This window comes from Pseudomonas californiensis, from assembly GCF_021147775.1.
Lineage (GTDB): Bacteria > Pseudomonadota > Gammaproteobacteria > Pseudomonadales > Pseudomonadaceae > Aquipseudomonas > Aquipseudomonas californiensis.
This window is the reverse complement of sequence record NZ_JAGTPK010000006.1, coordinates 41,865-68,460: the sequence shown is the minus strand read 5'-3', so window position 1 is coordinate 68,460 and position 26,596 is coordinate 41,865. Positions and strand designations below refer to the sequence as shown.

Sequence of the window (26,596 nt, the reverse complement as noted above, 5' to 3'; positions counted from 1 at the left end):
GAGTGTCATGCCTTGTGGTTGAGTTCGGTTCCGGGTTGCCAGGTGTAGCCTGCGGAAACGACCATCGCCGGGACACCCTCTGTGTTCAACTGCGCGCGACAGTCCAGCGAGGCGCGGCTCTCGTCCTGCTTGTCGACGTACTGCACGCCATGGGCCCGCAGGTCCACTTCCTTGGCCAGTGTCTGACGCACAAAATCCCGTTGGCTCTTGAAGGCCATCATGGTGGGCAGTTGTCCGCCGATGATTTCTGCCGGATCGCGTCGCTCATGCTTTTTGAACAGCTCACACGCCAGGTTCAGGTGCCCCAGCTCATAATCGACAAAGCGTTCCCACAGGGCTTTGAGGCGCGGGTTGTCTTCCTGCTCTGCGCAGCTGGCGTAGGCATAAACTTCCATGGCTTCGTGTATCAGCCATTTCTCGATGAAGGTTTCGCTGGGGTCCTGCAGCGATCCGTACTGGGTGACGTGCTGCTCTTCCACCGAAGCGATTTCGGCGTACAGCGCTCGGGCGACCGGGTCGGCGAAGGTGGGGCCGATGTTCATGTAGTAATCGTGGGTCTGGTACTCGGCCGCGGTGATCATCGCTGCATGGATCTTGGTGATCAGCCCGGCTTGATCCTTGAGGTAGTTGTCGCGCAGATCGTCTTGTGGCGCACGGTGATGTTCGCTGGTCGGTCGCCCCGGGATGATGTCGGTGTAGCCTTGCAGAATGTTGTTGGCGTCTTTGCCCTCAAGGCGGTCGAGCATCGCCGAATAGCGGTACAGATGGTCGAAATCTTCCAGCAGGCCAAAACGGTAGGTCTGTGCCTGATAAGGGTCCGGCTCGGTCTGGGCAACGGCTGCCGTGACCTCAATGGCAGTCTGTTCGTAGGCGATGGTCGTTTCAAGTGGCGAATGATCCGCTGACAACAACCAATTGATCGTGGTCATCTGGTGCTGTTCGGCACGCCGTACCTGTGCCAGCGGTCCTCGGAGTTCCCTGTGGAACCGCGCGCCGAAATGCTTAAGCCGCAGCGCATCCGACTCCACGCCGTTCATGAGAATGACCCGCACGCGGGTGAACGCATCGTCATCCAGTTTGGAGATGGGTTTGCTTGCCATGTCCTTCCAGGTGAACAGCTGCTTGTCGAGCGGGGTGCCTTTGTTATCGAGCAGATTGGACAGTGATGTCATGCGTATTCCTCCAGTCGTCAGGGTTGTGATAAACCCGTGCTTTCACATTAACGACCGGGTTTTGAACGGCAGGATTTCGCAAGTCTGACCAGCGGCCGCTTGCCAGACGGCGCCACTGACGAATGGTTGCCCAAGCACAAAAAACCGCTGTTGCCATAACAGCAACAGCGGTCGGGAACTGCGGTATTCAGCCGTATCAGGCGGTTCGGGCCTTGGCTTTGGGTTTGCTCGATGAGCCCTTTTGCCGGGGCTTGCCGGCACTGGATTCGGGACTGGATTCTGCGCGGGCCTCTGCGGCAGCAGTGGCCCGCGGCGTGGGTGGTGCGACGCCGCTGGAGACCGAGCCCGTCAGGCCGTCCCCGTCCTGGCTGTCCGTTTCCCGTTCTGCCGCAAGCCAATGTTCGAAGTCCTGGCCATGAGGCTTACCTTGCTCCTCCCAGATCCGGTATGCGGTTTCTCTGATGGTCTTTTCGTTCATTTTCTACTCTCCTTCAACGACGGCAGTAAAACAGGCTTGACGGTTATCCGCATGTTCAACGGCAGCCGACACGCCTGTTTCAGGGGTAAAGCTCATGGTCGGTCACAGGGATCAGTGCGAGACCTCAATGCGCAAGCATGTTGTGGTGGATGCTGCTCATGATCCATAACGACAGCCCGACCAGCAGCAGGATAATGACGGCCGAGAAGAGCAGGGCGACCAGATTCCAGCGCTGCTCGACAGCGGTGTCCAGATGCAGGAAAAACTTCAGATGCACCACCACCTGTATCGCGGCACTGATGACCACCAGCCAAAGCGTTGTACTTCGCGACAGGACAGGAAAGATCGCCAGACCAAACGGAATCAAGGTCAGTACGACCGACAGAATGAAACCGATGTTGTAGCTGCGGCTGCTGCCATGGCTGGAACCCGCAGAGCTGCGGACAGGGCTTTGTGTGTACATGTCAGACGACTCCCAGAATGTAGACGACGGTGAAAACGCAAATCCAGACAACATCCAGGAAGTGCCAGAACAGGCTCAGGCAGCTCAGCCGGGTCGCGTTAACTGCAGTCAGGCCGCGCGCCTTGATCTGCAGCATCAGCACGGCCATCCAGATCAGGCCGGTCAGAACGTGGGCACCGTGCGTGCCGACCAGGGTAAAGAATGCAGTCAGGAATGCGCTGCGCCCCGGCCCATAACCCTCCTGAATCAAGTGATGAAATTCATTGATTTCCATGCCAATGAAGCCCAGTCCGAGCACAAAGGTTGCGCCCAGCCAGCGCATGACCCTGGCCTGGTCGTCCCGGTTCATGGCGAGCATGGCGTAGCCGTAGGTGATGCTGCTCAACAACAGCAGCATGGTTTCGGTCAGTACGTAGGGCAGCTCGAAGATGTCCACCGTCGACGGGCCGCCCGCCACGCTGTCGCGCAGCACTGCATAGCCTGCAAACAGCGTCGCGAACAGGATGCAATCGGTCATCAGGTAGATCCAGAACCCGAAGACCGTCATCGAACCGGCGTCTTCATGGCCCTGCTCATGGGAGTGGGCGATATCCTTGTCCATCACAGTATTTGCCATGTTCAGGCCTCCTCAAGCTGTTTGAGACGCAACCGTTCGATTTCCGCTACTTCGTGCGCGGGGATGAAGTAGTCGATATCGTCGTTATTGCTGCGTATCACCAGAGTGACCACAGACGCCACGAATCCAAATGCGGCCATCCACCAGATATGCCACACCAGCGCAAAGCTGCAGATCAGCGCGAACAGGCTGATGACCAGGCCCGCGGGTGTATTGCGTGGCATGTGGATCGCCCTGTAGTCGGTGTGGCTGAGCGTGCTCACACCGCGTTCCTTCATGCCCCAATAGGCGTCCAGGTCGTCGACATCGGGTTGCTCGGCAAAGTTGTAGACCGGAGGCGGGGAGGCGGTGGCCCATTCAAGCGTGCGTCCGTCCCACGGGTCGCCTGTCATGTCGCGGTTTTTGTGACGGTTGCGGATGCTGACGTACACCTGCAAGGCCTGGCTGGCAACACCACACAAAATGATCAACGCACCGACCATCTCCAGCAGCAGCCAAGGCCGCCATTCGGGGTTGTTGAAGTGATTGAGGCGGCGCGTCATGCCCATGAAACCCAGCACATAGGACGGCATGAACGCAAAGTAGAACCCGGTGACCCAGCACCAGAAGGCGATTCGTCCGAGCTTGTCGTTGAGCGTGAAACCGAACGCCTTGGGGAACCAGTAGGTCAGCCCGGCCATATAGCCAAACACGGCGCCGCCGATGATTACGTTGTGGAAGTGGGCGACCAGGAACAGGCTGTTGTGCAGCAGGAAGTCAGCACCTGGAACCGCCAACAGTACGCCGGTCATACCGCCAATACTGAACGTGACGATGAAGCCGAGCGTCCATAACATCGGTGTTTCAAAACGCACCCGCCCTCCGTACATCGTGAACAGCCAGGTGAAGATTTTCACGCCCGTCGGCACGGCAATGATCATCGTCATGATGCCAAAGAAGGCATTGACGTTGGCCCCTGCGCCCATGGTGAAGAAGTGGTGCAGCCAGACGATGAACGACAGAACAGTAATCGCGATGGTGGCCCATACCAGCGATTTGTAGCCAAACAGGCGTTTGCTGCTGAACGTCGCGGCAATCTCCGAAAAGATACCGAACGCGGGAAGGATCAGGATGTAAACCTCTGGATGCCCCCAGGCCCAGATCAGGTTCACATACATCATCGGGTTGCCGCCCGCTTCACTGGTGAAGAAGTGCATGCCCAGATAGCGATCCAGGGTAAGCATCAGCAAGGTGGCGGTAAGGATCGGGAACGCGGCGAGGATCAGCACTGACGTACACAGCGATGTCCAGGTGAACACCGGCATCTTGAACAGTGTCATGCCTTTGGTGCGCATTTTCAGAATGGTCACGAAGAAGTTGACCCCGGTGAGCAGCGTCCCTATCCCGGATATCTGTAATGACCATATGTAGTAATCGACTCCGACCCCGGGGCTGTACCCCAGTTCGGACAGGGGCGGGTAGGCGACCCAGCCGGTGCGCGCGAACTCACCAACGCCCAGTGATATGTTGACCAGCGCAGCGCCCACCACGAACAGCCAGAAACTCAGCGCATTCAGGAACGGAAAGGCCACATCACGGGCACCGATCTGCAGCGGCACGATGACATTCATCAGGCCTACCACAAACGGCATGGCCATGAAGAAAATCATGATCACGCCATGGGCGGTGAAGATCTGATCGTAATGCTCCGGCGGCAGAAAGCCTGGACTGCCGTCCGAGGCCATGGCCTGTTGGCCGCGCATCATGAGTGCATCGGAGAATCCGCGCAGTAGCATGACCAATGCCACGATGATGTACATGCAGCCGATTTTCTTGTGATCGACCGACGTGAACCATTCACGCCACAGGTAGCCCCAGCTGCCCTTCCAGGTTATGGAGCCAACCATGCCCACGCCGATGAGGCCAACCACTGCCAGGGTGTACATGACGATGGGTTCATGAAGCGGGATCGCATCCCAGGACAATTTTCCAAACATTTCAACGCTCCTGCGACATCGAGCTCTGGTTAGCGGCTTCATCGGCAGATGCCGGGGCCAGTGCGGGGTTTTGAACCGTCCGTTTGGCCTTGTTCATGCCTTCGTATTTGTCGACGATATTTTTGAACAGCGCTGGATCCACGGCCGAGTAATGGGTGATTTCGTGGCCGATCGTCGGCTCGGCCAAAGCCCTGTACGCGGGATGGTCGAGGGGACGGGATGTGGCCTTCACCCTGGCGACCCAGCTGTCGAAGTCGGCCTGTGAGGTGGCGAGCGTGCTGAAGTGCATGTCCGAAAAACCCGGACCGTTGTAGTTCGCAGCAATACCGCGGTATTCGCCGGCTTCGTTGGCGATAAGATGCAATTTGGTCTGCATCCCGGCCATCGCGTAGATCTGCCCACCCAGAGCGGGAATAAAGAAGGAGGTCATGGCCGCATCGGAAGTGACGGTGAAAGCGACCGGCGTGTGCACAGGCATGGCCAGTTCATTGACCGAAGCGATGCCCAGGTCCGGATAGATAAACAGCCATTTCCAGTCCATGGCGATCACTTGGACGTTCACCGGCGGGATTTCTGATTCGAGGGGTTTGTAAGGGTCCAAGGCGTGCGTGGTCACCCAGGTCACCCAGCCGAGAATGATGATGATCAACAGCGGAACGCCCCATACCACTGCTTCGATCTTGTGCGAGCTGGCCCAGCGGGGCGAATAGCGTGCCGTTTTATTGGTGGCCCGATACCGGTAGGCAAACACGAACGTCATGATGATCACCGGGATGACCACCAGCAGCATCAGGCCCGTGGCCAATATGATCAGGTTGCGCTCGTCCGTCGCGATCTGGCCCTTGGGATTGAACACCACCAGGTTACAACCTGACACCATTAACGCGACGGACAATGCCATCAGGCAATGCTTGATAGTTCGCATTGGCGCTCTACCTCTTGTACGGATAAAACAGGTGCAATGAATCGGTTACCGCCGCACGTTTGCCATCTGACTCTTGTGCTGACGCAATAAGTAGTGGCAATACGCAAGCAAACGCTCCATCGTTATTGTTGGCGTTTTGAACAAAGAGGCAGGCATTGGGTTAATTCAAACGCCTGCCGATACCTTTGGTCATGAACGGCCATATGCATTACGTGTCACGACCTGAGTTGGCCCGCGGTTATTACCATTCGGGCTATACCGCTGTCCTTCAGGGAAGCGCTCAGCGCCAGACTGCGCTCCGCTCTTTTCTATATAGCGCTCATATACAAGCGAGGCGGTGGGTGTTTCGGCATACTCATTACATACCTGCTTCCGGGAAGGTGGGATGCTCGACATCAGGTTCTCCTGGTGAAGCACTGGGCGGCTTCGCCTGTCACGTTTAGTTAAAGCCGACTCCTGATCTGGCCATCAACGTGTTGGAAGAAAGTCGAAGGATTTGGTTGTATAAAAAATTTACGCTGCTGACGAACGGTCTAACTAGCGAAGCGCTATTCTGCCTTTTGTCGGGTGCGAACATATTTATCGAAATGTGTACGGATCCTTTAAGGTCAACGTGTGTGCACATCAGTAACTTTCATGATGGTCAAGGAGGCATTATGTCTAACAGCGATAACACTACTGTCACGCCACCTGAGAATTCGGGCAAAGAAGAAACGTTTGAACGCACGCTCGAGAATGGTTGCAAGGCGCATGTCTGCGCGCGCGAGTCAGAAAACGGCGATATTGATTTGCTGGTCTGCGTGTATTCGGACGGTGGGGAAACTGTCATGAAACGCACAACCACCCTGCCAGGCAACCAATGGACCGTTCACGATGCATTGAAACGCGGCATTGATCGGGCAGAGCGGGTCGCTGGGGGCGAGTCCGGGCGTCTCCCTTGCGCGGACCGGGCTGACAGTGACGATGACGATGGCCAATAGTCCTTGCGAACCAATGGCCGTCAGCCGTTCACGAGTGAATGCTGTGAATGCTGTGAATGATGCATGCACTTTTCAATGTAGGTGATTCAATTGCATGGATCATTCCTGTGGCCAGTCCCTGGGCCGGGTCAAGGATACGCGGTGCGGCTGTCAGGTATTTTTCCGTTTCAAGCACCTCGCGCGCGTCCTGGGTGCGTTCCGCAACAATGCGTGCGTACAGGTGCAAGTCATAATCCAGGCTCATGGCATATTCAGACATGCGCGAGTGATCGACCGACCCGTGCAGATGCCAATGGAATGGATGAAACAGGAACTTGCTGTGCTGGCAGGCGGTGCGACGTTGACCCGCCAGAAAAACGATATTGCCCATGGATTCCACAGTGCCCAGGTTATGGGTATGCACCGGAATCTCGAGCGAAAGAAGGAAGTTGTACATGGTGAAGCCGTAGCTGCATTCACCGCCCATTGTGGCCAGATTGAGTGTCAGGGACGAGGCGTCCTGCTGAACCGCCTGTGAGCCTTTTTCGATCAACTGGCCGCATGTGGACGCCGTGATCGGGCCGGTAAAGTTGATGATGTGCACGGTCATGGGAGCATCCTTGAAGCGAAGGTTGCATAACGACATCGGCGATCGCCGCCGGATATGCATTCACTTGCCAAAGGACAATCGCCAGCAATCCGAATGCGCTCCGACGGGTTGTCGATGCCGGAAGAATAGGCATGCACTTGCCGGAATCATTCATGTCTGACGGCCGGGCAGCGCATGTAATCTGGAAGGCTTGCCGGGAATGATCGCTGTACGGCAAGTCTGAAGTCGCGTTGACCATTGTCGGGAACAGGGGAGAACGTCTTCCCCCCTGCGCCCGCTTTTGTCAGCGTTTGCGTCCGCCGCCGTGGCTGTTTTCACCGCCTTTGCGTCCGGCTTCGGAAGCCTTTTCGCGATCATTGGCAAAGTTGCCGCCGCTGTTCTGACCGCCTTTGCTTCCCGCTTCGGCTGCGCGTTCTGGATCATTCTTGAAGTTGCCACCGCTGTTCTGGCCACCTTTGCTACCGGCCTCTGCAGCGCGCTCCGGATCGTTCTTGAAATTACCACCGCTGTTTTGACCGCCTTTGCTGCCTATTTCCTGATAGAACTCTTTGTCGTGGCTGGCCGACGTGGCTTCACCGCCTTTTTTGCCCGCTTCGTTTACGCTCATGCCACTGTTTTTATCCTGAGCCATTGTTTGATACCTCATAGAAAGTATGTGGTTGCGTCTCCAGCAGATATTCATTGCCGACTGTCTGCTGTCGGGATACGTATTCAGTCCTCCATGATAGCGCTGTCTGTCCTGGATACTTGCCGTTTGCGGATAGAGGCGGCCTGTATGTGCAGGCACTGCAGGGGTGGGCTGTATTGCACTCATGTCATCATTGACCGCTTTACGTTCGGCTGCTGATCAGGCAATAAGCAGTCTGATGAAATGAACGAACTTTCCACCCTGCAGTGTCCTGCAACTAGTTGCTCAACCGCTCTGGAAGTCAGGACGACTGACGGCCACCGCCGTGGCTGTTTTGTCCACCCTTGCGGCCTGCTTCAGATGCTTTCTCGCGGTCGTTGGCAAAGTTGCCGCCCGATGCTTGCCCGCCTTTTTTCCCGGCTTCAGACGCTTTTTCTCGATCGTTTGCGAAGTTGCCAGGGTTCTTGTTACTTGTGGTCATGATGGCTCTCCAGTATCAAAGTAAAAGAGTGTTGCCTGTCCATTGTTGGTAACGGACATCTACTCCGATAAGTGTAAAGCGCAGAATGCTTTTATTATTTTCGTTACGGCCGATCAGCGGTACAACTTGTCAAGGATTTGTACAGAAAGCTCAACATATTCATCGTTCTGTACAGGGGCCGTCAAAGACGCAGCCCGTCAATCAGCCGATCTCTTCCAATCGCTGGGCTCGATTCGATTGCATGGGGGAAGCGTGACGATTCACTGCTTTTACAGGGGCGTGGCCTGTCGCTGAGCGGTTGTTGAAACGCCAGGCGAACACCTTTTGCGATCAGTTCCTGAAAAAAAGCGCCTGGTTGATGATCCATCGACTTCTGTGCCGCGTATGTAGCGATTGGCTTTTTCAAGCCATGAGGATCGGGGGGGTCATGGATCCGCGTCTTGCAGGGCTTTCGTTCTTGCTCACACTCGGCTGGACCTGTGCGGTCATCCTCGTTGTGTGGGTGTATTCCTGATAATTGCTGCTCACCGGAGGTCGTCGGATCACTGGTAGTGGCGAACTAATGGCCAGCGAGGCAGTCTGTACAGATACAGCTGTCATGCGAACGTTGCGAGCCTACTCAATGTTGCAGCGAATGCCCGAATCATCGAGTGATGGCATAGCGCTATTGCCAGCATTGAGAAATACGATTACCCGGCTGCGGCCGCAGGCCTCATGTTCAGATGCGTCAACGCGTCATTCAAGCCAGGCCCGCAGCCGTCGATGCTTCATCACACCCTTTTATTGATGTCACACACCAGAGCATTTTCCATGTCGATCACCACTGAAATCACCCCTAAGGACCAGACCGGGGTGCAGTTGGACCTCCATTCGCTTATGACGGCCATTGATCGGTCTCAAGCGATGATCGAGTTTGACCTCGAAGGCAACATACTGCGGGCCAATACCAATTTTCTGGACTGTGTCGGCTATCGCCTCGACGAAATCCAGGGCCGCCACCACCGTATTTTCTGTACCCCGGAGCACGTGGTCAGCCTCGAATACGCCTCGTTCTGGGAGAAGCTGGGCAAGGGTGCCTACGACGAGGGTCAGTACAAACGGTTAGGCAAGAACGGTAAGGAAATCTGGCTGCAGGCAACTTACAACCCTGTGTTTGACGAGCAGGGCAACCCCTTCAAGGTCGTCAAGTTCGCGACGGACGTTACTCAGCAGCGCAAGACCAACGCGGAGTACGAAGGCAAGGTGGCGGCGATTGACCGTTCCCAGGGTGTCATCGAGTTCGATCTGAACGGTCGGGTGCTCAACGCCAATGAAAATTTCCTCAAGATCCTCGGTTATCGCCTGGACGAAGTACAGGGCCAGCATCACCGCATGTTTTGCGATGAGGAGTACCTGAACAGCCCTGACTATCGAGCGTTCTGGGCCAAACTGGAGCGTGGCGAATACGACTCTGGTGAATACAAGCGGGTCGGCAAAAATGGCCGTGAACTGTGGATCAGCGCTACGTACAACCCCATCCTCGACCCTGAAGGTCGCCCGTACAAGGTTGTGAAGTTTGCCAACGACGTGACCGAGAGCCGCGCTCGGCAAGCGGAACAAGCTGGCAAGGTCACTGCCATCGAACGCTCCCAGGCGGTCATCGAATTCGACCTGACTGGCAAAGTACTGGCCGCCAACCGTAATTTCCTCGCCGTGTTCGGCTATGACCTCAACGAAGTCATCGGCGAGCACCACCGCATGTTCTGCTCGGAAGAGTTCGTCAGCAGCCTTCAGTACCGCGAATTGTGGGAAAAACTCGGCCGTGGCGAATACGATGCCAACGAATACAAGCGTCTGCGCAAGGACGGCAAGGAAATCTGGATTCAGGCGACTTACAACCCGATCTTCGATGCGCAAGGCAAGGCCTATAAAATCGTCAAATTTGCGCTGGACGTAACCAACGCAAAAGAAAGCAGTGTCGAGGACAAGGGCAAGGTCACGGCGATTGACCGTGCTCAGGCAGTCATCGAATTTGACATGGCCGGTAACATTCTGACCGCCAACCCCAATTTCCTGAAAGCCATGGGCTATGGCATGCAGGAGCTCAAAGGTAAGCATCACCGGATATTCTGCGAAGAAGAGTACGTTCGCAGCACCGAATACCGCGAGTTCTGGCATGGGTTGGGGCAGGGCGAGTTCTTCTCTGGGCGCTTCATGCGGCTGAGCAAATACGGCCAGCACATCTGGATTCAGGCGACCTACAACCCGATTTTCGATCATGACGGCAAGCCGTTCAAAGTCGTCAAGTTCGCCACTGACATTACCCGTCAGGTGGAGGTCGAGCAGGCCATCGAAGCCAAGACTCTGGCGATGGGCGAATCAGTCAAGTCGTTGATGAACGCCATCGCTTATGTCGCTGAAAGCACCGACACGGCGACTGAGCTGGCGAGGTTGACACGCGAGCAGGCCAGTCGTGGTTCGCAAACTCTGGTCAAGGCCTCCGATGCCATGGGCATGATCGCCAAGTCGGCGGAAGGCATTCAGGACATCGTTCAAGTCATCAGTGAAATCGCCAGCCAGACCAACATGCTGGCCTTCAACGCCGCTATTGAAGCGGCCAGGGCCGGTGAGCATGGCCTGGGCTTCTCGGTGGTTGCCGATGAAGTGCGCAAGCTGGCGGAGAAGTCATCGCGCGCCACCAAGGAAATCAACAAGCTTATTCTGGAAACCGTCAGCCGCATCGATTCAGGCAACGAGATTTCGCGCAGCGCCGGCGAAGCATTCGAGCACATCGTGGAAGGCGTGATGCAGACCACTCAGGCAATCGACGGCATCAACACGGCCACCGAGAAGCAGCGTGTGTCGGCGCAGGAAGTGGAAACACTGATTACCGAACTGCATAAAACCAATGCCGCTGGTTACTCGGACGCGCAGGACAAGGTGTCCGTCGGACAACCTGCATGAGCAGCCTGAACGCTTATGGGGTCGTGCAGATCAACGACATCCACCTGGCGATTGTTGCTGATGCGCTGATGGAAGCCGTGCACTGGCCGACGGATCTTCAGCCGCACCCGCTGACGCGCGGGGCGCTGCTGGGTGTGTTTACGTTGCGCGGCAAACCGGTACCGCTGGTGGATCTGCGCGGCCAACTGGCCGACAGCGTTGCAACTGCCGAGCCCACGCCGCTGGTAGCCATCCTCAAGTACGACGGTGGCTTTCTGGGGTTGGCGATCGATGCTGTCTGCGACATTCTGAAGGCTCCGGATTCCCGGTTTTACCCGATGGGGCCTGGTGGCCAGAACGCTGGATTGCTGCCAGCACTGATGCTTGGTACTGAAACTTCGCGTCTGATCTACAAACTGGACCTGGCGTGCCTGGCGGCGTTGCCAGGCGTCCTGTTCGCTGCCGACCCGAGTGCGCGGTTGCGAAGCGAAGAGGCCCTTGCCGCTCAGCACCGGTTGCTTCATTACCTGGTGTTCGAGTGCGACGGCCGTCATTTCTGCATTGATGCCAGCGTCGTCACCGAACTGGTGGATCAGCCGGACATCAGCCCCTCGGACTTTGCCAGCGACTGCTGCTTTGGGGTGACCTTGGTACGCGGCACCAAGGTTCCGGCGCTGAACCTGTCGCAGGTGCTGGGGCTGGATCATCAGCCTCAGCCGTCCAAGCCGCAGTTGTTGCTGTTGACCGCACCTGACGGGCGTGTCTGCGGTTTTGGTTATGACCGCATGGTGGCGATTCATCGTCAGGACCCGGAGCAGATGCTGGCGGTCCCTGCTTATGGTCTGCCCCATCCGGAGCTGTTGGCTGGGGTGATGAACCTGCAGGATGGCGAGCAAGCGCTGTTGCTCGATCACCCTTCGCTGTTGCAGCGGCCGGAGGTGAAAAGCTATACCCAGGTTTACCAGCACGACGTCAAACCTGCTCAGGCTTCGCACGAAGTCACCAGGACGATGCTGCGCCATGCTTGCCTGCTGTTTGATGCGCCGACGCGTTTTGTGGCGCCTTTGAGCCAGATTGTCGAAATCCTGTCGGTGCCTGAGCAACTTATTGGCCTGTCGCAACCTTCGACACACTTGCTCGGCCAGTTCAATCTGCGCGGCGAACAGGTGCCGCTGATCTGCCTGAGCAGTTTGCTGGAGGAAGCACCGCATGCGCAGAGCGAGGCTTCCCGGGTGCTGATCGTGCGTGGTGACCGGCTGTGCTTTGGCTTTGCGGTCGGGTGCGTGGATTCGATCGACGCCTTCAATCAGTTTGATCCGGCGATGCTCGATAAAGGCTGGCAGACCAACATTGGCAAGGATATTTCGGTCAACGATCGGGTTCGCTCGCTGGTCAGCGTTGGCAGTCCGGAGCGCAGTTGGCGCGCGACCCTGCTGGACTTGCAGGGCTTGGCCAGGCAACTGGAACGGGATGTAGATCAACGTCAGTCAGCCAGGGCGAACGATGGTCGACCTGCCATGGCGTAATCGAGCTGAACGGAACGCTTTGTCTGTGGCCTTACGTGGACATCCATGAAGGGAGCACTGACATGAGCGAGAAGAAAGAAGAGAAGAAGCCGGAGCCGCAAAGCGACGTGCCTGCACACTCGACGCCCGAAGAGAAGGAACGCCTCAAGGACTTCAACAAAGGCGGGATTCCGCCCGGCGTTTGCTGATCAACGTACGCCGAGACGCCTCATGAAAACGCCCGTACTGCTTCAGTACGGGCGTCTTTGTATCGAGCGTCTCTCGGTTGGATGACGATGGCCGAGGCATTACTCGCCGTTGGCGAAGTCTCTCAGGCCAGCGCCTTCCATCCGGTAACGCACCCATTCATTCTGCGGCTCGGCGCCGATTGCCTCGTAGAACTTGATGGCGGGCTCGTTCCAGTCCAGCACGCTCCACTCCAGACGCCCACAGTCATTGGCCACCGCCTCGCGGGCTATATGGCGCAGCAGCTTGCGACCGGCCCCCACGCTGCGTTGCTCTGGTGTGATGTAAAGGTCTTCGAGGTACACGCCGTTGCGCCCCAGCCAAGTGGAATAACTGTAGAAATACACGGCATAGCCGATGGGCTTGCCGTCATACATGCACATCAGGCCTTTGGCTGGCGCATTGTCTGCAAACAGGGAGCGTTGAATATCTTCTGCGCTGGCTTTCACTTCGTGACCGGCGCGCTCGTAGATCGCAAGTTCAGTGATGAATGCAAGGATCTGGCTGGCATCGGCTGCGGTGGCGGGGCGGATTTCGAGAGACACAGAGACACTCCTTGAATGATGGACGCGGCATCATAGCCGTCACCTCCATTCTGCGGATAGTCAGGCGTCGCGCAGCAGGTCGTTGGCGTTCAGCAATTCATAGGCAATCTGCGGGCGTGCCTCAAGCGCGCGGCGAATCGCAGCGGGAATGCTCTGGCGGGTCTTGCGACACAGTCCGATCTTTTCCTGAACCACAATGTTGATCCCGCGCATGGTGCGCACTTCGTTGAAGCCGGGCGCAACCTCGATGCGCACGCCCAGTTGCTGGTAGACCTTGTCCAGCATGCGGTGCAGCTCAGCCAGACTTTCGATGCGCTCCAGGCGATCGACCAGACGCTTTTCTTCCTCGCGGGTCAACAGCAGGATCCGTTGATCGGCGTCTGCGGCGTCCAGCCGTTCCCGCTCGCAGTTGCAAGCGCCGGGCGGGCAGTGGTGGCGGATCTGGACAGGCGCATTCATGGATGCAGCATAGCCATAGCGACGGGTATCTGGCTATTGGCAAATGACAGATTGCTTGAAGCCTTTCCCGAGGCATACGAGCGATACACCTGTTAGTGTTCATACGGCAAAAGCTTTATCCTTTCAGCTTTGATAAGCCGACGTCCCTTCAACCGGTTTCACAGCAGCGTATGGCGCTCGGGTATACAGATCACAGGACAATCATGTTAATCACGGATGACGCCCGCCTGCACAAAGAAGCAGGCGAGACATTTTTCAAGTGGCGATACAACAACCGCCAATCCAGCGAGAAGCTGGATGCACAGACTCTCGTTCACGCCATGCTGGCTGAAACCGATCATGGCCAGGCTGTGGTGGCGTTGAGGGTCAAACAGGAAAACGGGTGGCGAGTCACGGACTTGTTGTGCGCGCGTGTTCCGCTCGGCGAAGTGTTATCGGTTATCAGCTTCTCGCGAACTGAAACCCACGGGCTGTTGGCGCTTGCCATCGACGGTGTCTCCACGACCTTGCAACTGCTCAATGAGTCAACATTCATGTGTGCGTCGGGTTGGGCGCTCGATCAAGGTCTGATCAGGACTGTGATCATCAGCAAAGGCACGCGAACGTTCGAACTGAACCCGATAGATTTCTTCGTCTTTTCGCCAACGCGGGTTGTGTTGAGTCAGTTGAGCGAGCATGGCGGGGGCTACTTGGGCGTGTTGGAACATATCGAGCACGCTACACAAAAATGTTATGAACTGCGATGTCGTTTGCCTCGCGCGCAACTCTGGAACCAGTCTATCGACCGTCTTTCCCGGCCCCAGGACGTCCGCCTGCACGTAAGCGCAGCCTGGGTTCCCAAGCACTTGTGTTACGAGGTGACGGCGATAGAGCCTTGCATGCCTGAAGGCATTTCACAATGCGAGCTGGTAGGACTTAAAACTCAAGGCGAGATACGTTTCTGGCTGCTGGAATGCCCGCTGCCTGCCTGCCTCGGTCTGGTGTTCACGGGCAAAAGGTACCCCCGGACAAGCGCGGAAATCATGATGTTTGAGCCTTCGCCAGACATACCGTTGCTGATTGAGGTGAGCGCGTCATACGTCGACGGTCGGCTCTCCCTGCAAATGATGAGGTTTGTAAGTGTTGCCCCAGCGCCGCTCTGGGCCGATGTCACGTTAGCCAATGCGCTGCGCGAAGAAGTGCCAGGTGATGAGTCAAAGCCCGTCATGCGTATTGAGCTAAGCGGATATCCGGGAGGACGACTGGTGTTCGAGCAACCACTCAAGGTGCCTCAGTCCTATTACCTGTCGCTTGATAGCGAGCAGGCACAGCGAGTGCCGTTGGTATTCAGCTTGCGGTATTGTCGGCTCGACTTTGCCGTGGACCTCTTCGGCGATGTGGTTCAAGGCGCCTTCCGGGTACGCGACAGTGACCCGGAGTCCATTTATCTGCAACAAGCGGGTGATGACGGCGTGAGCAATGATCTTTGCTACAGGGTCAAGCGCACGGAGCTATTGCGTTTCGGTATCGCGGGGATACGCAAGGACGTCCGGTTTGAATGCGTCATCGAAGTACAAGCGCAGTCACGCAAGGACGACAAGAAGTTTCCGTATTGGCACATGCGTGAAGTACTCACCGACCTGACTGCCCACGTCAGCAGGCAGCAATATAGCGGCGTCTCACTCAAGGCACTCTGGGCGTGGTCTGCGTTCGACGCTTCCTCCTACGAGAGTAGTCTGCCGGCTTTTTTTCGACGCGGTGCGGTTGTCGTGGCTCAGCCCGAAGCCGAGATATCCCTGGCATTGTTTCTGTCATCCGGTTTGCTGCGCAAGGCAGGCTATTCGGTCATCGATGAATCCGGCCGCGTAAGCCTGGACTACCGCGTCTCTCCGCAAAGTTGCGCGAACGTTGTGCGGCTGGTGTGTACTCAATTGTTTGCCTTGCCGTCGGGCAGTCCCCGTGCAGGCACACGTGCCCGTTATCTGGGTGAGAAGAAGCCGGACGAGCATCAGCTGGAATGTATCGACCCGGACAGCGGATCGCTTGCGCCGGGTACCATTCTCAATTACCGGCAGCGTGCTGGTAGCCAGAGGCTTAAAGACATTCCCAATCTTGAAAAAGCAATTTTCGTTGTGCGTACCAATCGATTCAATGGCACTCACCAAGTCAGCCGGATCCTGAATGTGGAGCTAAGTGTCGATGTCTGAATCACGCCGTTACCTGGACCTTTTGCAGTACCTGTGTGCTGTCCCCAAATTTTCCGACATGACGCCCATCAAAGGGACGAAAACGCGCGACATCGATTACTCCGGGCAGTTGGCTGAGGCCATATTCAGTGTTCCGAACGAGCCTGAAATCTTCGATGCATTTGTCGCATCCGTCACCGCCACGGGCAAGCACGGTCATCAGCCCATATACCTGCTTTATCAGCTTGAAACGCCTGGTCAGCCTGCGCTGCCATTTCTGGCGTTGCCCGGTATTGTCGTCGACACGGGCAACTTGCGGGACGCAGAGTTTTTCAAGCTCAGGCCTGCACTGGACTTGCCGGTACTGTTCAATGTCCAGCTTTTGCAAAGCGATACTCGAGAGACGCCTGATGTAGTGCTGGGTTCAGAGCAGAGCTACGTCGACTTCAAGCTTGGTAGTGTGCCGCCGATCACAGACGCCTGGTCCATTTGGCATGCACATGCCGTCAGCCTGTGCGAAGCCACTACGGGCGTTGCGCCTGCGCACCTGCCGGCCATGCTCCGGCAGCAGTCCCGTCAGCCGTTCACCCTCAGTGCTCAATTGGCTGTCTACAAACAAGCTGACACGACACCCATCCGTAACATTCTGGACCTCTATCAGGGGGTGTCAGAGACTGACGACGACGTACTGTGGGACACGCCGCTTGGGCAGACAATTGCTGCTCATGAGGGCGCCGAGAGCGTCAAGCCGACTGAGCATGACACCCTGGCGAGCGACGTCGAACGTAACCCCCGCTATCTGCTTGGCCATATGGACGAACAGAAAGCCGTCGGTCTGCAGCGGCTTTCAGACCGGGAAATGTTTGCACTCGACAACAGCCAGCGCTTGGTGATCGAGCGGCTCGCCAGCTGTCAGCCAGGCGAGGTACTGGCCGTCAATGGTCCTCCCGGTTCTGGCAAAACGGCGATGCTCAAAGCCGTTGTCGCTCATCAATGGGTGGAAGCGGCAATTGTCGGCGGTGATTGCCCCGTGACTGTCGCAGTGGGTTCGACCAACCAGTCAGTCACTAACGTTATCGGCGCTTTTCCGTCCGTGCTTTATCGAGGAGACGAAGAGCCGCCACAGCAGTTTTTGTATTTCAAGCGCTGGTTTTCGGCACCTCAGAGCTACGGAACCTATTTTCCTTCGGCCAGTGCAAACGAAAAGCTGGAAAAGAAAAACCAGCAGCACGACATGGTTCTGGGTGCTATAAGCGCAGCCGGCGATCTGACCGTCTTCAACTGGTGTAACGCCGATCAGCCCGCATCGGACATCACCCGGCTCCAGGCCAATGTTCTCGACTACCTTCAGCACGCGCGACGCTTTTTCAATCAATCGGACCTGTCCCTTGAAGCGGCAGTGGAACGTTGCCGTGAAAGCGTCCGCGACGTTGCCGAGAGGGTCAGCAACCTGCTCGTCAGAGCCCGTAACCTCAGCAACCTGCTCGTTCTTCTGGCTGAGTTGGTGCCGGGCTACCCCAGCTTCCGGGATGAGGAGCGCGATCAGTCATTCGATACCGCCCGGCAACTGGTTACCTTGTTGAACGGGACTCGCGCTGAGCGCACTCAACTGCTGCTGAACGTATTGCGCGAGCGCATTCAGGATCAAGCGCTGTCGCTTGATTCGCTGAGTGACAAGGATTTCAGACAGCTTGAAAGTGATGCTCGAGTTCTGTTGATTGATCGCTTGCTGGATCTGACGTTGCGTCCGCAGGCCTTCCATATGGCCGCTCGCTACTGGGAGGGGCGTTATCTGCTGGCGTGTTCGCAAGAGCTTTTGGTGGCCCGCACTTCGCGCAATGTCGAACTGGGTTTGCGGCGTCTGTGCATGCTTACGCCCTGTCTGGTTTCGACGCTTCACACATTGCCTCAACTGTTCAGGCTGGAGGGCAAGCGCTTCCTGTTTGCGAAGGCCGATCTGTTGATCATGGATGAAAGCGGTCAGGCGCAGCAGCGTCTGGGCCTGCCGTTGCTGGGGCTTGCCCGACGGGCGCTGGTAGTGGGCGATGTCGATCAGTTGCAGCCTGTTATCAACGATATTCAGATCGCCGATGAAGTCCAGGCCTATCACTTGTTCGGTTACACGCCTGGAGACTACGTCGTCGCCATGCAGCGACGCATGACGACCTGTAATGGCAGCATGCTCGCACTGGTTCGTCATGCGTCGTGCCAATCCCATCAGGGGCGGGGTTTGATGTTGCGCGGACATTACCGTTGTCAGACCAACATCATTCAGTGTTGCAACGATATGGTGTACGACAACAAGCTGATGTTCATGCCTCGCGACAGTGTCGAACGCGGTCCGTTGCCGTCGTTCAGTTGGGTGCATTCGGACTTTATCAACGGCAAGGAAGACGGTTCACGTTTCAGCACCGGTGAAGCGGATCTGATCGCGGGCTTCGTAATGGACCGATGGCCACAGATACGTGATTTCTACCTCGCCAAGGACCAGCTCAAGGGCAAGGTATTTCGAGGAGCTGGCGAGTTGATCGCGGTCGTCACGCCATTCAAGGCGCAGATCGAACCCTTGCGCAAAGCCCTTCGCGATGCTTCGCGCAAATCCGGTGAACCCTTGGGGTTTGACCTTGAGGATGTCGAACGGATTACGATCGGCACCGTCGACTCCTTGCAGGGCGCGGAAAAGCCGCTTGTTCTCTTCAGTGCCGTGCATGGAGCTTCCAGTCAAGGGCAGCCGTACTTTCGAAACACGCCTTACCTGCTGAACGTGGCGATCTCAAGAGCCCAGGACTGCTTCGTCGCGTTTGTATGCGAGCAGACTTATGGCATCAATACTGATCACCGTGCAGTCGATCTGACGGCGTTACGCGGTAATTCTGTGCATTATCTTGGCTACTACCTGGGACACGCGGCATTCACGGATGACCGTAAAACACGTCGCTGTGAAAGGCTTTTTCCCAATCGTCTGGTGATTATCGAGGCAGGGGGCAAACAGAAACTTTTGTCCGAATACCTTGGCTCTGATTACGTTGTATGGGTCACCGGTGGCAGCATCACCGAGGTGGAGGATGATTGCTATGACCTGCCGACGTTGATCAATCGCGCGTTCAGACTGCGTTACCGACTGACCGCTGGTGCTTGTGTGCTGGTTGAGAAAATTCGCCGCCAGGCATCCTCGTTCGAGGAAATTATCCTGGCGACCGATGACGATTATGTTGGCGAGACCATTGCCTGGCATTTGAGCATGCAGTTTCGTCATGAGCCAGAAATCCGCAGCAAACTGAGCCGGGTGCGGCTCAATGCAATAACGTCTGATGCAGTAGCGCAGGCGTTCCAGCTGTCGGCAGTAAAGGACTATCAACACGCCGTAAGTCGCTTGAAAAGCGAGCGCAGTGAAAATATCGAGCAGCAATTGCTCAGTGCACGGGAATCGTTGCGTTCTGTGCGTGGAACACTTGACACCCATCGAGTCAAAGCCGAGCTGTTTCGTGAATTGATTGATGTGTTGGTCCGTATCCAGTGTCGACAAGGCGTTGAGGTAAATGCCTTGGCAAGTGAGGAGGTCGCGCAACTTGAAGTGTTGCAGTTGATCGAACCTGTTGAGAAGTCGGTGCATTATTCTGCATTGGGACGAGTGCGCATGGGCATTCTGGACATCTTGGCCGATTCGGTTAAACAGCGCCTGCAGCAAGTGAAAGAAGATGCGTTGAGCGTTCATCTAAGGGTCGGAGGTTGCGAGATCGTAGGCACCATAGCAGCCAGCACCGAGGCTGAAGCCAGACACTTTCAGGAGCGGGTCCAAAAAAAAATGGCTGACGCCGAGGTCAATGTCATTGCGGGCGATCCGTGTGTCTGGCGCGCAGGCAAGGTAGAGGCGTGTGATGTCACCTTTCCTGCGCCTGGTGCGGCGACGATCGACATTCTAAAGCTGGCACATTCCCGCTTGGGTGTTAGGCCTGGCACGACAATGCACTTGCTGCAAAAACTCTATGAAGGAAGTTTCGAGTGAGTAACAGTGCACATGATGATATCCGGCTGACTATCGAAGAACAGCACATCGAACTTTATCGCCAGCGGCTGGATGCCTGCCCGGTGGGGCAGAGGGGCGATGCGTCTGCACTGCTGCGCCTGATCGCCGACCTCGGCAAGGCGGCGGATCACGGTGATGCATGTGTGGAAGTCAGGACCATGAGGCTTGATCATGCCAGCAAATCGCTGTGGCTTGAATTTGACGTTCAGGTGTTGAAGCGGGCAGGGTGGCTTGATGTACTTCCACCTGGCAATAAGCACTACCTTGATGAAAATCGGTACCGCGAGCTCCGCAGCGCGTTCGATGAGTCGGATTTCGACCTCGATTTTCGTATGCCCGAACCCTCACATCTGCTTTTTTCAGAGCTGCTGGACTCGCTGGATCACCTGCGTATCGGTCGACCTTCAACACTTGGCATCACTTTGGAAAACATGGAAAAAAGTGGCATGCTTTCGCTTGAGGGTGATGAGGTACGTTTGGGTACCGAGGCTTATCAGCTGCTGCAGGCCATGCAGCAGCGCTATCCAGGGATGGCCAGCAAGCACTTTTCGACGCGTCTTGCGTTACTGCAAAGCCAGCTAGAGCAGAGCTCAATCAGCATCGGCGCAGCATTGGCCGAGTTACTTCCCGACGTACTTGGGCACGTTGACTCTGCTGCACTGGCCGAGCGTGTTTGGGACGATATCGAATCGCTTTATGATTCAGATGATCAGGTGCCGCACGCGCCCACTCAAGGGTTGATCCGCCGCAGTGTGGAACATGACTCTTGAGCGGGGTCATCAGTTACCCCAGAACCGATGGCAGTGGTCGCATGGCGCGCGACCGCGCCAGGATCGAGCGGCTACTGGTGGATATAGAACAATGCCTGACCGTAGAACACCTTGAGGGTATTCTCGCCCTGATTGCGCTGCTCGGTTGGGACCAGCTGCCTGAGTACTTGCGCATCCGCTATCTGGGAATGTTGGCGCAGAAATGTCGTGAGTTTGAACGTCAGCATCGAATAATGCGCGAGGCCGAAGAGGTAACGAACGTCCTCGCCCGACAGAAGCTCGACAAGGTGATGCAGAGTATTGATTGTTCTCTGCTGGCCCACTGTCCGTGGGAAACGCGACGTCATCAGGAGCCGTTGACCGTGCAGGGTGTGCGGGCACGGATCGACGATGCGCGCCGACGGATTGAGCAACACGGCTACAGACCTCTGTTCAATGATGAAGAGGTGGCCGCTCTGGCGCAAACGGATGCGGTTGCGCAAGCCCGTTACAAGGTGCGCTTCATGGAGCGTAAATACCTGGGCGACGATGGCAAGGGTCAATACCTCGGCGCAAGATTTGAAGGGCAGTCCGGGCAGGGGGTCAAATACTGGAATACCAGTTTTGGACAGATAGAAGACGCCGACAAGGACTACCGGCTGATCGCCCACAAATTGGGGCAGGACTATGCCGAAGGCTGCGATTACGTGTTATTGGTCATTGATACCGAGCAGGCTTGTACCTTGTGTGAGTCTGTCAGTGTCAGCGCAACATTCGAGAAACTTGGCGAATTCTCCACTCACGAATTGCCTGCGCTGTATCCGGTGGAGTTGATGAGCCTCATCATGAACACTGCCTTCCAGACCCAGTACCGGGAACTGTATCTCAAGGCGCTTGCTTACTGGGGGGAACGATGGCGTCTGTCCGAGTTTCAGTTTTACAGTTTTCTGAGTACTCAGGGTCTTGAGCCGCAACGCCTTATCCTGCTGCTGGAGCGTTTGCGCATGCACACCCAGATTGGTAATAACCACTATTTCCGGGGCGACGGGGTGACTGAAAATCTGATTGAGGGCTCTCATGAGAAATTGGGTGTGGTGGAACTGTTCACCTTTGAAAATCGTAAAGTCGAACTCGACGCGTATCTGCGCGCCGGTGTGGTTCATATCATTTAAGGCGGCCGATCATGTGGAGAAGGGCTGAGCGTTATCCTCTGAAAACGCCGCTGGAGCCGATTCAGAATCCGATAGCTCCACCACCAGGCGTCAGACTGCTCAGCGAAAAATTGAATATGTCAGTACCGAACGAGCATTATCTATTCTTTGATAATCACGGCAGGTTATCGATTGTTCGGCGTTATGATCAACCCGACGGTCAAGGCCCGGTGTATGAGCAGAACGATTTTCCGCTGATGTTTCTGGACTGGTTCGCGCCAGCCATTCGTGAATTTCGCAAGCCAGTCGGTGACCGTCCCACCCGTTTCATGTCCACCGTCCCTGAAGCAGTGGGAGATGAAATGCTGACGTTGGAAAGAGGCATGGCGGTTGGCGGGGACGACGAGCCGGGTTACATCGTCAACAACTGGTCGCGTGGTCGCCAGCTCACTGGGCTTGAGGGGCATTTCATACCGATGAGTGTTGCCTGGACCGAAACGTTTATCTTTGACGGCGGCCTGCTCAAGCTGCTCGCACTGGCAAAATCCAGGCTTTGAGCCGCGTGCATGCTTGACCTGCATACGAAAAGCCAAGGCGTTAAAGGTGTACTGCTGGCCAGACGCCTGGAGACCTTGATACCGGTTTCTGAGAAGATCGTGCTCTTTCCTATTTGTGTGCAGGTCCATGCTTCAAACTTCATCTTCTTTTCAGGCTTTCAGCCAAGGGGCAATCGCAGTGCTGCCGCTGTCCCTGGCCTGCGCTCCGTGGGGGCTTCTGGCAGGCTCCCTCGCTATAGAAGCCAATCTGAGTCCGGTGGAAAGCCAGGGCCTGTCGGCCATTGTATTTGCCGGGGCCGCGCAACTGGTAGCGATCGGCATGTTGAAGAGTGGCGCGGGTATTGGTTCGATTCTGCTGACAACACTGCTGTTGACCTCACAGCATCTGCTGTATGGCCTGCACATGCGTCCGACACTCTCGACGCTGCCGCTGCGTTGGCGGATGAGTCTGGGGTTTCTGCTCACCGATGAATTCTTCGCGCTCAACAGCCACCATGGCGGTGCGACATTCAATCGCTGGTTCGCGCTGGGCGTCGGCCTGACGTTCTATCTGCTCTGGAACCTGTTTACGCTGATGGGTATCGTGCTGGGTAACAGCTTCCCCGGTCTTGAACACCTGGGGCTTGAGTTCTCGATCATCGCGACCTTTATTGCGCTGGTCACGCCGCTGGTGCGAAACGTCCCGGTGGTGGTCTGCGTGGCAGTTTCATTGTTCTGTTCGGTGCTCTTCAGCTACTGGTAATGGGGCGCGGCACTGGTATTGGCCGGGTTGGCAGGCATGACGTGTGGTTTTCTGTGCAAACGCATGCTGGGGCAGGAGGCATCATGATTTTTGCGGTCATCATCGGCATGGGGCTGGCGGTTTTCTTCAACCGCTACGTGTTTCTGGAACCACGGCTGCCGTTTGTTCTTGGTCGCAACGCACGTGACTTTCTGAGCTTTGCGGTGCCCGGCATGCTCACGGCCATTTGCGGCCCGATCATATTTTTACCTGAACATCGGCTTGATCTGAACCTGACCAATCCCTATCTGTTGGGTGCGCTCTGTACCGTCTGCCTGATGTTGTGGACCCGGCGGGTACTCACCAGCGTGCTGCTGGGCATGTGCTGTTTCTATGGCTTTCGCTGGCTTTTTCCAGACGCCTGATCCGAGCGGCATCCGTGACTTTGAAAAGAGCTGGCGCGGTAGTCCGTGCCAGCCCTCCATGCTCAATCTTTTACAACGTCTGCATGCGGATCACTGCGGCCACTTGGCCTCGCCCTTGACCACTTTGGCGCCCAGTTCCAGCGAGCCGGGCTCGGCCAGTTGCGGCCAGGCTTTCTGCATCGCGTCGATGAGTGCGGCAGCGTCCTTGGCTTTTGCGGCGTTTTCGTCGAAGGACTTCAGGTAGTCGGCGGTGAAGGTCACCGCCTTGGTGCCTTCAGGCACAGGGCCCAGATAATGACCGGGAATGACGGTGACCGGTTTCAACGCTTCGATGCCCTTGAGCGTGGTCAGCCAGTCCTGACGGGATTTCAGCGTCTGGGTGTCAGCCACCCACACGTGAATGCCGCTGGACACCACTACGCCACCGACCACTGCCTTGAGCGATGGAATCCACACATACGTGCGCTCTGGCGTCGGACCGTTCAGGCCTTTGATCTGCAGGGGCTGGCCTTCCAGCGTCAGATAGTCGCCCTTGAGCACTTCAGGCAGCACCAGCTTGGCCGGTGCGTTGTCTTTGAGGATCGGCCCCCAGTGGGTGAGCTTGCCTTGCATCGAGGCTTTGATCGCTTTGACGGTGGGGGCGCTGGCAACAATCTTTGCGTCGGGGAATGCCGCCTGAATCACGTCCAGACCGAAGTAGTAATCCGGATCGCTGTGGCTGATATAGACCGTAGTGAGTTTCTTGCCGCTGGTCTTGATCTTGTCCACAAGTGCCTGCGCGTCGTTGCGCTGGAACTGGGCATCGATCAGCACCGCATCGTGCTTGCCAGTGATGAGTTCGGATGACACCGGGAAGACGGCATTTTCGGCCGGGTTGTAGACCTCTATCGCCAATGGGTCAGCGGCGTGTGCCGCCAGCGGAAAGACAGCAGCGAAGGTGAGGGCAAGCAGGGAGCTGCGCAACATGGGGAACGACCTTTTCAATGCAGGCAAGAGGTCGCCATATTAGGTTGCGTAAAGTGAAACAAAAACCTCACTATCCGCAACTATTGGTTGCCTGAATCGGACGAATCATGGATCGCATCATGGCTGCGCGGGTCTTTATCGCGATCAACGAGCGGGGCAGCCTGATTGCCGCTGCCGATGCCCTGGACATGTCGCGTGCGATGGTCACGCGTTATCTGGCGCAGATGGAAACATGGGCCGGGGCCCGCCTGCTGCATCGCACCACACGCAAGCTGGGGCTCACCGCCGCCGGGGAGGTCACGCTTGAACGCTGTCAGCAACTGCTGGCGCTGGCCGACGCTGTGCCCATGGCGGCGGATACTCACGCAGACGAGCCGCGCGGCATGTTACGCATTGCCTGCTCCCAATCTCTCGCACTGGCCGCGCTGGCGCCCGCTGTGACCGCTTACCTGCAGCGCTACCCCGGCACTTCGGTGGATTTGCTGATCGGCAACGAGGCGGTGGATCTGGTGCGTGAGCGTATCGATCTGGCGATCCGCATCACCAATCAACTGGACCCCAACCTGATTGCTCGCCCGCTGGGGAGCTGCCGATCGGTGGTCTGCGCGTCGCCCGCTTACCTGGCCATACGAGGCACACCGCAGCGTCCGCAGGAACTGAGCGGGCACACCTGCCTGACGTATTCATACTTCGGTAAAAGCCTGTGGACGTTCACCCATGAACAGCAACCGCTCAGCGTGCCGGTGGGCGGCAACCTGAGCGCCAATGATTCAGTGGTTTTGCTGGAAGCAGCCGTCGCGGGCGCGGGTATTGCCCTGCAGCCTTTGCATTCTGCTGCACCGCTGATTGCCAGCGGCAAGCTGATCGCGTTAATGCCCGAGTATCAGCCCCAAGCGCTTGGGGTACATGGCATCTACACATCGCGGCATCACCAGTCCGCAACCTTGCGCACCATGCTGGATTTTCTGCGACAGTGGTTCGATACGGACCCGTTACTGCGCGGGTAGTGGTCCTCAGCGCGACACCCTTGGACGCACGCTGAAGACCGCGGCGTTGATCAGGTCTTGAACTTGCGCACCAGCGCATCCAGCTCGTTGGAGAGTGAGGCCAGACTGCCGGAGTCGGCACGCGCCGAGTCTGACAGGTCGGCAATCAGTTGCGCATCGCCATGGATCTGGCTGATGTGCCGATTGATGTCTTCGGCGACCTGATGCTGCTCTTCAGCGGCGGTCGCAATCTGGGTGTTCATGTCGCGAATCACATCCACCGACTCTCGAATCTGTCCGAAACTGCTGCGCGCCTGGCCGATCTTGGTCACCGATTGCTGTGACACCTCCAGGCTGGCGTGCATCTGCTGTGCCACTGAGGCTGTGCGTTTGGCAAGGTTGCCCAGCAGGCTATCGATTTCGGCGGTCGAGTCAGCAGTGCGTTTGGCCAGCGCCCGGACTTCATCGGCCACCACGGCAAACCCGCGACCCTGTTCGCCGGCCCGTGCCGCTTCGATGGCTGCGTTAAGGGCCAGCAGGTTGGTCTGCTCGGCGATCGAGCGGATGGTGTTCAGAATCGACTGGATACCGTTGCTGTCTTTTTCCAGCTGGGTCATGTCTTTCGCCGAACGGGCCAGCTCTTCACTCAACTGGTCTACGCTGCGCACTGCCTCGTCAATCTGCCGCTGGCCTTCGCGTGCCTGCTGCTGACCGCTGTCTGCCGAGTCGGCGGCCTGGCTGCAGGAGCGGGCCACTTCGTTGGAAGTCGCGACCATCTCATGAAACGCGGTCGACACCATGTCCACTGCCTCACGCTGACGTCCAGCGGCCTCTGCCATATCGTTGGAGACGCGAGTCGAGCTG

Annotated in this window: 24 protein-coding genes and 2 pseudogenes; 13 read left to right on the top strand and 13 right to left on the bottom strand. The window is 56.9% G+C overall.

Going from position 1 to position 26,596, the window contains the following annotated elements:
- Positions 1-5 precede the first annotated feature (5 nt).
- From KDX37_RS07615 to cyoA, 6 genes are all read right to left on the bottom strand, one after another.
- Complete coding sequence (locus tag KDX37_RS07615; RefSeq protein ID WP_231652067.1) at positions 6-1,172, bottom strand: hypothetical protein; 1,167 nt, start codon at positions 1,170-1,172, stop codon at positions 6-8.
- A 196-nt stretch (positions 1,173-1,368) separates the two neighbouring features.
- Positions 1,369-1,650 carry a DUF2934 domain-containing protein gene (locus tag KDX37_RS07610; protein ID WP_231652066.1) on the bottom strand — a complete coding sequence of 94 codons (282 nt, stop codon included), beginning with the start codon at positions 1,648-1,650 and terminating at the stop codon, positions 1,369-1,371.
- 124 nt (positions 1,651-1,774) lie between these two features.
- Positions 1,775-2,113, bottom strand: a complete 339-nt coding sequence (gene cyoD, locus KDX37_RS07605; protein ID WP_231652065.1) for a cytochrome o ubiquinol oxidase subunit IV — start codon at positions 2,111-2,113, stop codon at positions 1,775-1,777.
- A 1-nt stretch (position 2,114) separates the two neighbouring features.
- Complete coding sequence (gene cyoC, locus KDX37_RS07600) at positions 2,115-2,729, bottom strand: cytochrome o ubiquinol oxidase subunit III (RefSeq protein WP_231652064.1); 615 nt, start codon at positions 2,727-2,729, stop codon at positions 2,115-2,117.
- Between the two features lie 2 nt (positions 2,730-2,731).
- On the bottom strand, positions 2,732-4,705 hold the full coding sequence (gene cyoB, locus KDX37_RS07595) for a cytochrome o ubiquinol oxidase subunit I (RefSeq protein WP_231652063.1): 1,974 nt from the start codon (positions 4,703-4,705) through the stop codon (positions 2,732-2,734).
- A 1-nt stretch (position 4,706) separates the two neighbouring features.
- Positions 4,707-5,630, bottom strand: a complete 924-nt coding sequence (cyoA, locus tag KDX37_RS07590) for a ubiquinol oxidase subunit II (RefSeq protein ID WP_231652062.1) — start codon at positions 5,628-5,630, stop codon at positions 4,707-4,709.
- A gap of 656 nt (positions 5,631-6,286) precedes the next feature.
- On the opposite strand from cyoA, the gene KDX37_RS07585 reads away from it, so the two are divergent.
- Positions 6,287-6,610, top strand: coding sequence for a hypothetical protein (locus KDX37_RS07585; RefSeq protein ID WP_231652061.1), 324 nt, complete (start codon positions 6,287-6,289; stop codon positions 6,608-6,610).
- Between the two features lie 28 nt (positions 6,611-6,638).
- On the opposite strand, the gene KDX37_RS07580 is transcribed toward KDX37_RS07585, so the two are convergent.
- From KDX37_RS07580 to KDX37_RS07570, 3 genes are all read right to left on the bottom strand, one after another.
- Positions 6,639-7,199, bottom strand: coding sequence for an ATP-dependent Clp protease proteolytic subunit (locus tag KDX37_RS07580; protein ID WP_231652060.1), 561 nt, complete (start codon positions 7,197-7,199; stop codon positions 6,639-6,641).
- Positions 7,200-7,482: 283 nt separating this feature from the next.
- Positions 7,483-7,830, bottom strand: coding sequence for a con-10 family general stress protein (locus KDX37_RS07575; protein WP_231652059.1), 348 nt, complete (start codon positions 7,828-7,830; stop codon positions 7,483-7,485).
- Between the two features lie 298 nt (positions 7,831-8,128).
- Positions 8,129-8,308, bottom strand: a complete 180-nt coding sequence (locus KDX37_RS07570) for a con-10 family general stress protein (protein WP_231652058.1) — start codon at positions 8,306-8,308, stop codon at positions 8,129-8,131.
- 714 nt (positions 8,309-9,022) lie between these two features.
- Between KDX37_RS07570 and KDX37_RS07565 the strand changes: the two are divergent.
- From KDX37_RS07565 to KDX37_RS29405, 4 genes and pseudogenes are all read left to right on the top strand, one after another.
- A pseudogene (locus tag KDX37_RS07565) lies at positions 9,023-10,624 on the top strand (PAS domain S-box protein); the annotation flags it as partial.
- A 33-nt stretch (positions 10,625-10,657) separates the two neighbouring features.
- Positions 10,658-11,251, top strand: coding sequence for a methyl-accepting chemotaxis protein (locus KDX37_RS29710; RefSeq protein WP_406641750.1), 594 nt, complete (start codon positions 10,658-10,660; stop codon positions 11,249-11,251).
- Positions 11,248-12,756, top strand: coding sequence for a chemotaxis protein CheW (locus tag KDX37_RS07560; protein ID WP_231652056.1), 1,509 nt, complete (start codon positions 11,248-11,250; stop codon positions 12,754-12,756). Before KDX37_RS29710 ends, KDX37_RS07560 begins: the two co-directional genes overlap by 4 nt.
- A gap of 62 nt (positions 12,757-12,818) precedes the next feature.
- Positions 12,819-12,944 (top strand): hypothetical protein, encoded by a 126-nt coding sequence (locus tag KDX37_RS29405; RefSeq protein WP_264759182.1) that lies wholly within the window; start codon positions 12,819-12,821, stop codon positions 12,942-12,944.
- 99 nt (positions 12,945-13,043) lie between these two features.
- Here the strand turns inward: KDX37_RS29405 and KDX37_RS07555 are convergent, their stop codons facing one another.
- Complete coding sequence (locus KDX37_RS07555; RefSeq protein ID WP_231652055.1) at positions 13,044-13,526, bottom strand: GNAT family N-acetyltransferase; 483 nt, start codon at positions 13,524-13,526, stop codon at positions 13,044-13,046.
- A gap of 60 nt (positions 13,527-13,586) precedes the next feature.
- Positions 13,587-13,985 carry a hypothetical protein gene (locus KDX37_RS07550; RefSeq protein WP_231652054.1) on the bottom strand — a complete coding sequence of 133 codons (399 nt, stop codon included), beginning with the start codon at positions 13,983-13,985 and terminating at the stop codon, positions 13,587-13,589.
- A gap of 203 nt (positions 13,986-14,188) precedes the next feature.
- Here KDX37_RS07550 and KDX37_RS07545 point away from each other — a divergent pair, with 203 nt between their 5' ends.
- From KDX37_RS07545 to KDX37_RS07515, 7 genes and pseudogenes are all read left to right on the top strand, one after another.
- On the top strand, positions 14,189-16,171 hold the full coding sequence (locus KDX37_RS07545) for a hypothetical protein (protein WP_231652053.1): 1,983 nt from the start codon (positions 14,189-14,191) through the stop codon (positions 16,169-16,171).
- A complete protein-coding gene (locus tag KDX37_RS07540; protein WP_231652052.1) occupies positions 16,164-20,156 on the top strand; it encodes an AAA domain-containing protein in 3,993 nt (1,330 codons plus the stop codon). Before KDX37_RS07545 ends, KDX37_RS07540 begins: the two co-directional genes overlap by 8 nt.
- Positions 20,153-20,947, top strand: a complete 795-nt coding sequence (locus KDX37_RS07535) for a hypothetical protein (RefSeq protein ID WP_231652051.1) — start codon at positions 20,153-20,155, stop codon at positions 20,945-20,947. Before KDX37_RS07540 ends, KDX37_RS07535 begins: the two co-directional genes overlap by 4 nt.
- Positions 20,944-22,098 carry a hypothetical protein gene (locus tag KDX37_RS07530; protein WP_231652050.1) on the top strand — a complete coding sequence of 385 codons (1,155 nt, stop codon included), beginning with the start codon at positions 20,944-20,946 and terminating at the stop codon, positions 22,096-22,098. The genes KDX37_RS07535 and KDX37_RS07530 overlap by 4 nt, the downstream gene beginning before the upstream one ends.
- A gap of 116 nt (positions 22,099-22,214) precedes the next feature.
- Positions 22,215-22,634 (top strand): hypothetical protein, encoded by a 420-nt coding sequence (locus tag KDX37_RS07525; RefSeq protein ID WP_231652049.1) that lies wholly within the window; start codon positions 22,215-22,217, stop codon positions 22,632-22,634.
- A 127-nt stretch (positions 22,635-22,761) separates the two neighbouring features.
- Positions 22,762-23,463: pseudogene (locus KDX37_RS07520) on the top strand (AzlC family ABC transporter permease).
- Positions 23,460-23,780, top strand: a complete 321-nt coding sequence (locus tag KDX37_RS07515; protein WP_231652048.1) for an AzlD domain-containing protein — start codon at positions 23,460-23,462, stop codon at positions 23,778-23,780. The pseudogene KDX37_RS07520 and the gene KDX37_RS07515 overlap by 4 nt, the downstream one beginning before the upstream one ends.
- Positions 23,781-23,870: 90 nt before the next feature.
- Here the strand turns inward: KDX37_RS07515 and KDX37_RS07510 are convergent, their stop codons facing one another.
- Positions 23,871-24,746, bottom strand: a complete 876-nt coding sequence (locus KDX37_RS07510) for an MBL fold metallo-hydrolase (protein WP_231652047.1) — start codon at positions 24,744-24,746, stop codon at positions 23,871-23,873.
- Positions 24,747-24,853: 107 nt separating this feature from the next.
- On the opposite strand from KDX37_RS07510, the gene KDX37_RS07505 reads away from it, so the two are divergent.
- Positions 24,854-25,753, top strand: a complete 900-nt coding sequence (locus KDX37_RS07505; protein ID WP_231652046.1) for a LysR family transcriptional regulator — start codon at positions 24,854-24,856, stop codon at positions 25,751-25,753.
- Between the two features lie 50 nt (positions 25,754-25,803).
- Here the strand turns inward: KDX37_RS07505 and KDX37_RS29705 are convergent, their stop codons facing one another.
- Positions 25,804-26,532, bottom strand: a complete 729-nt coding sequence (locus tag KDX37_RS29705; RefSeq protein WP_406641748.1) for a methyl-accepting chemotaxis protein — start codon at positions 26,530-26,532, stop codon at positions 25,804-25,806.
- Positions 26,533-26,596: the final 64 nt, after the last annotated feature.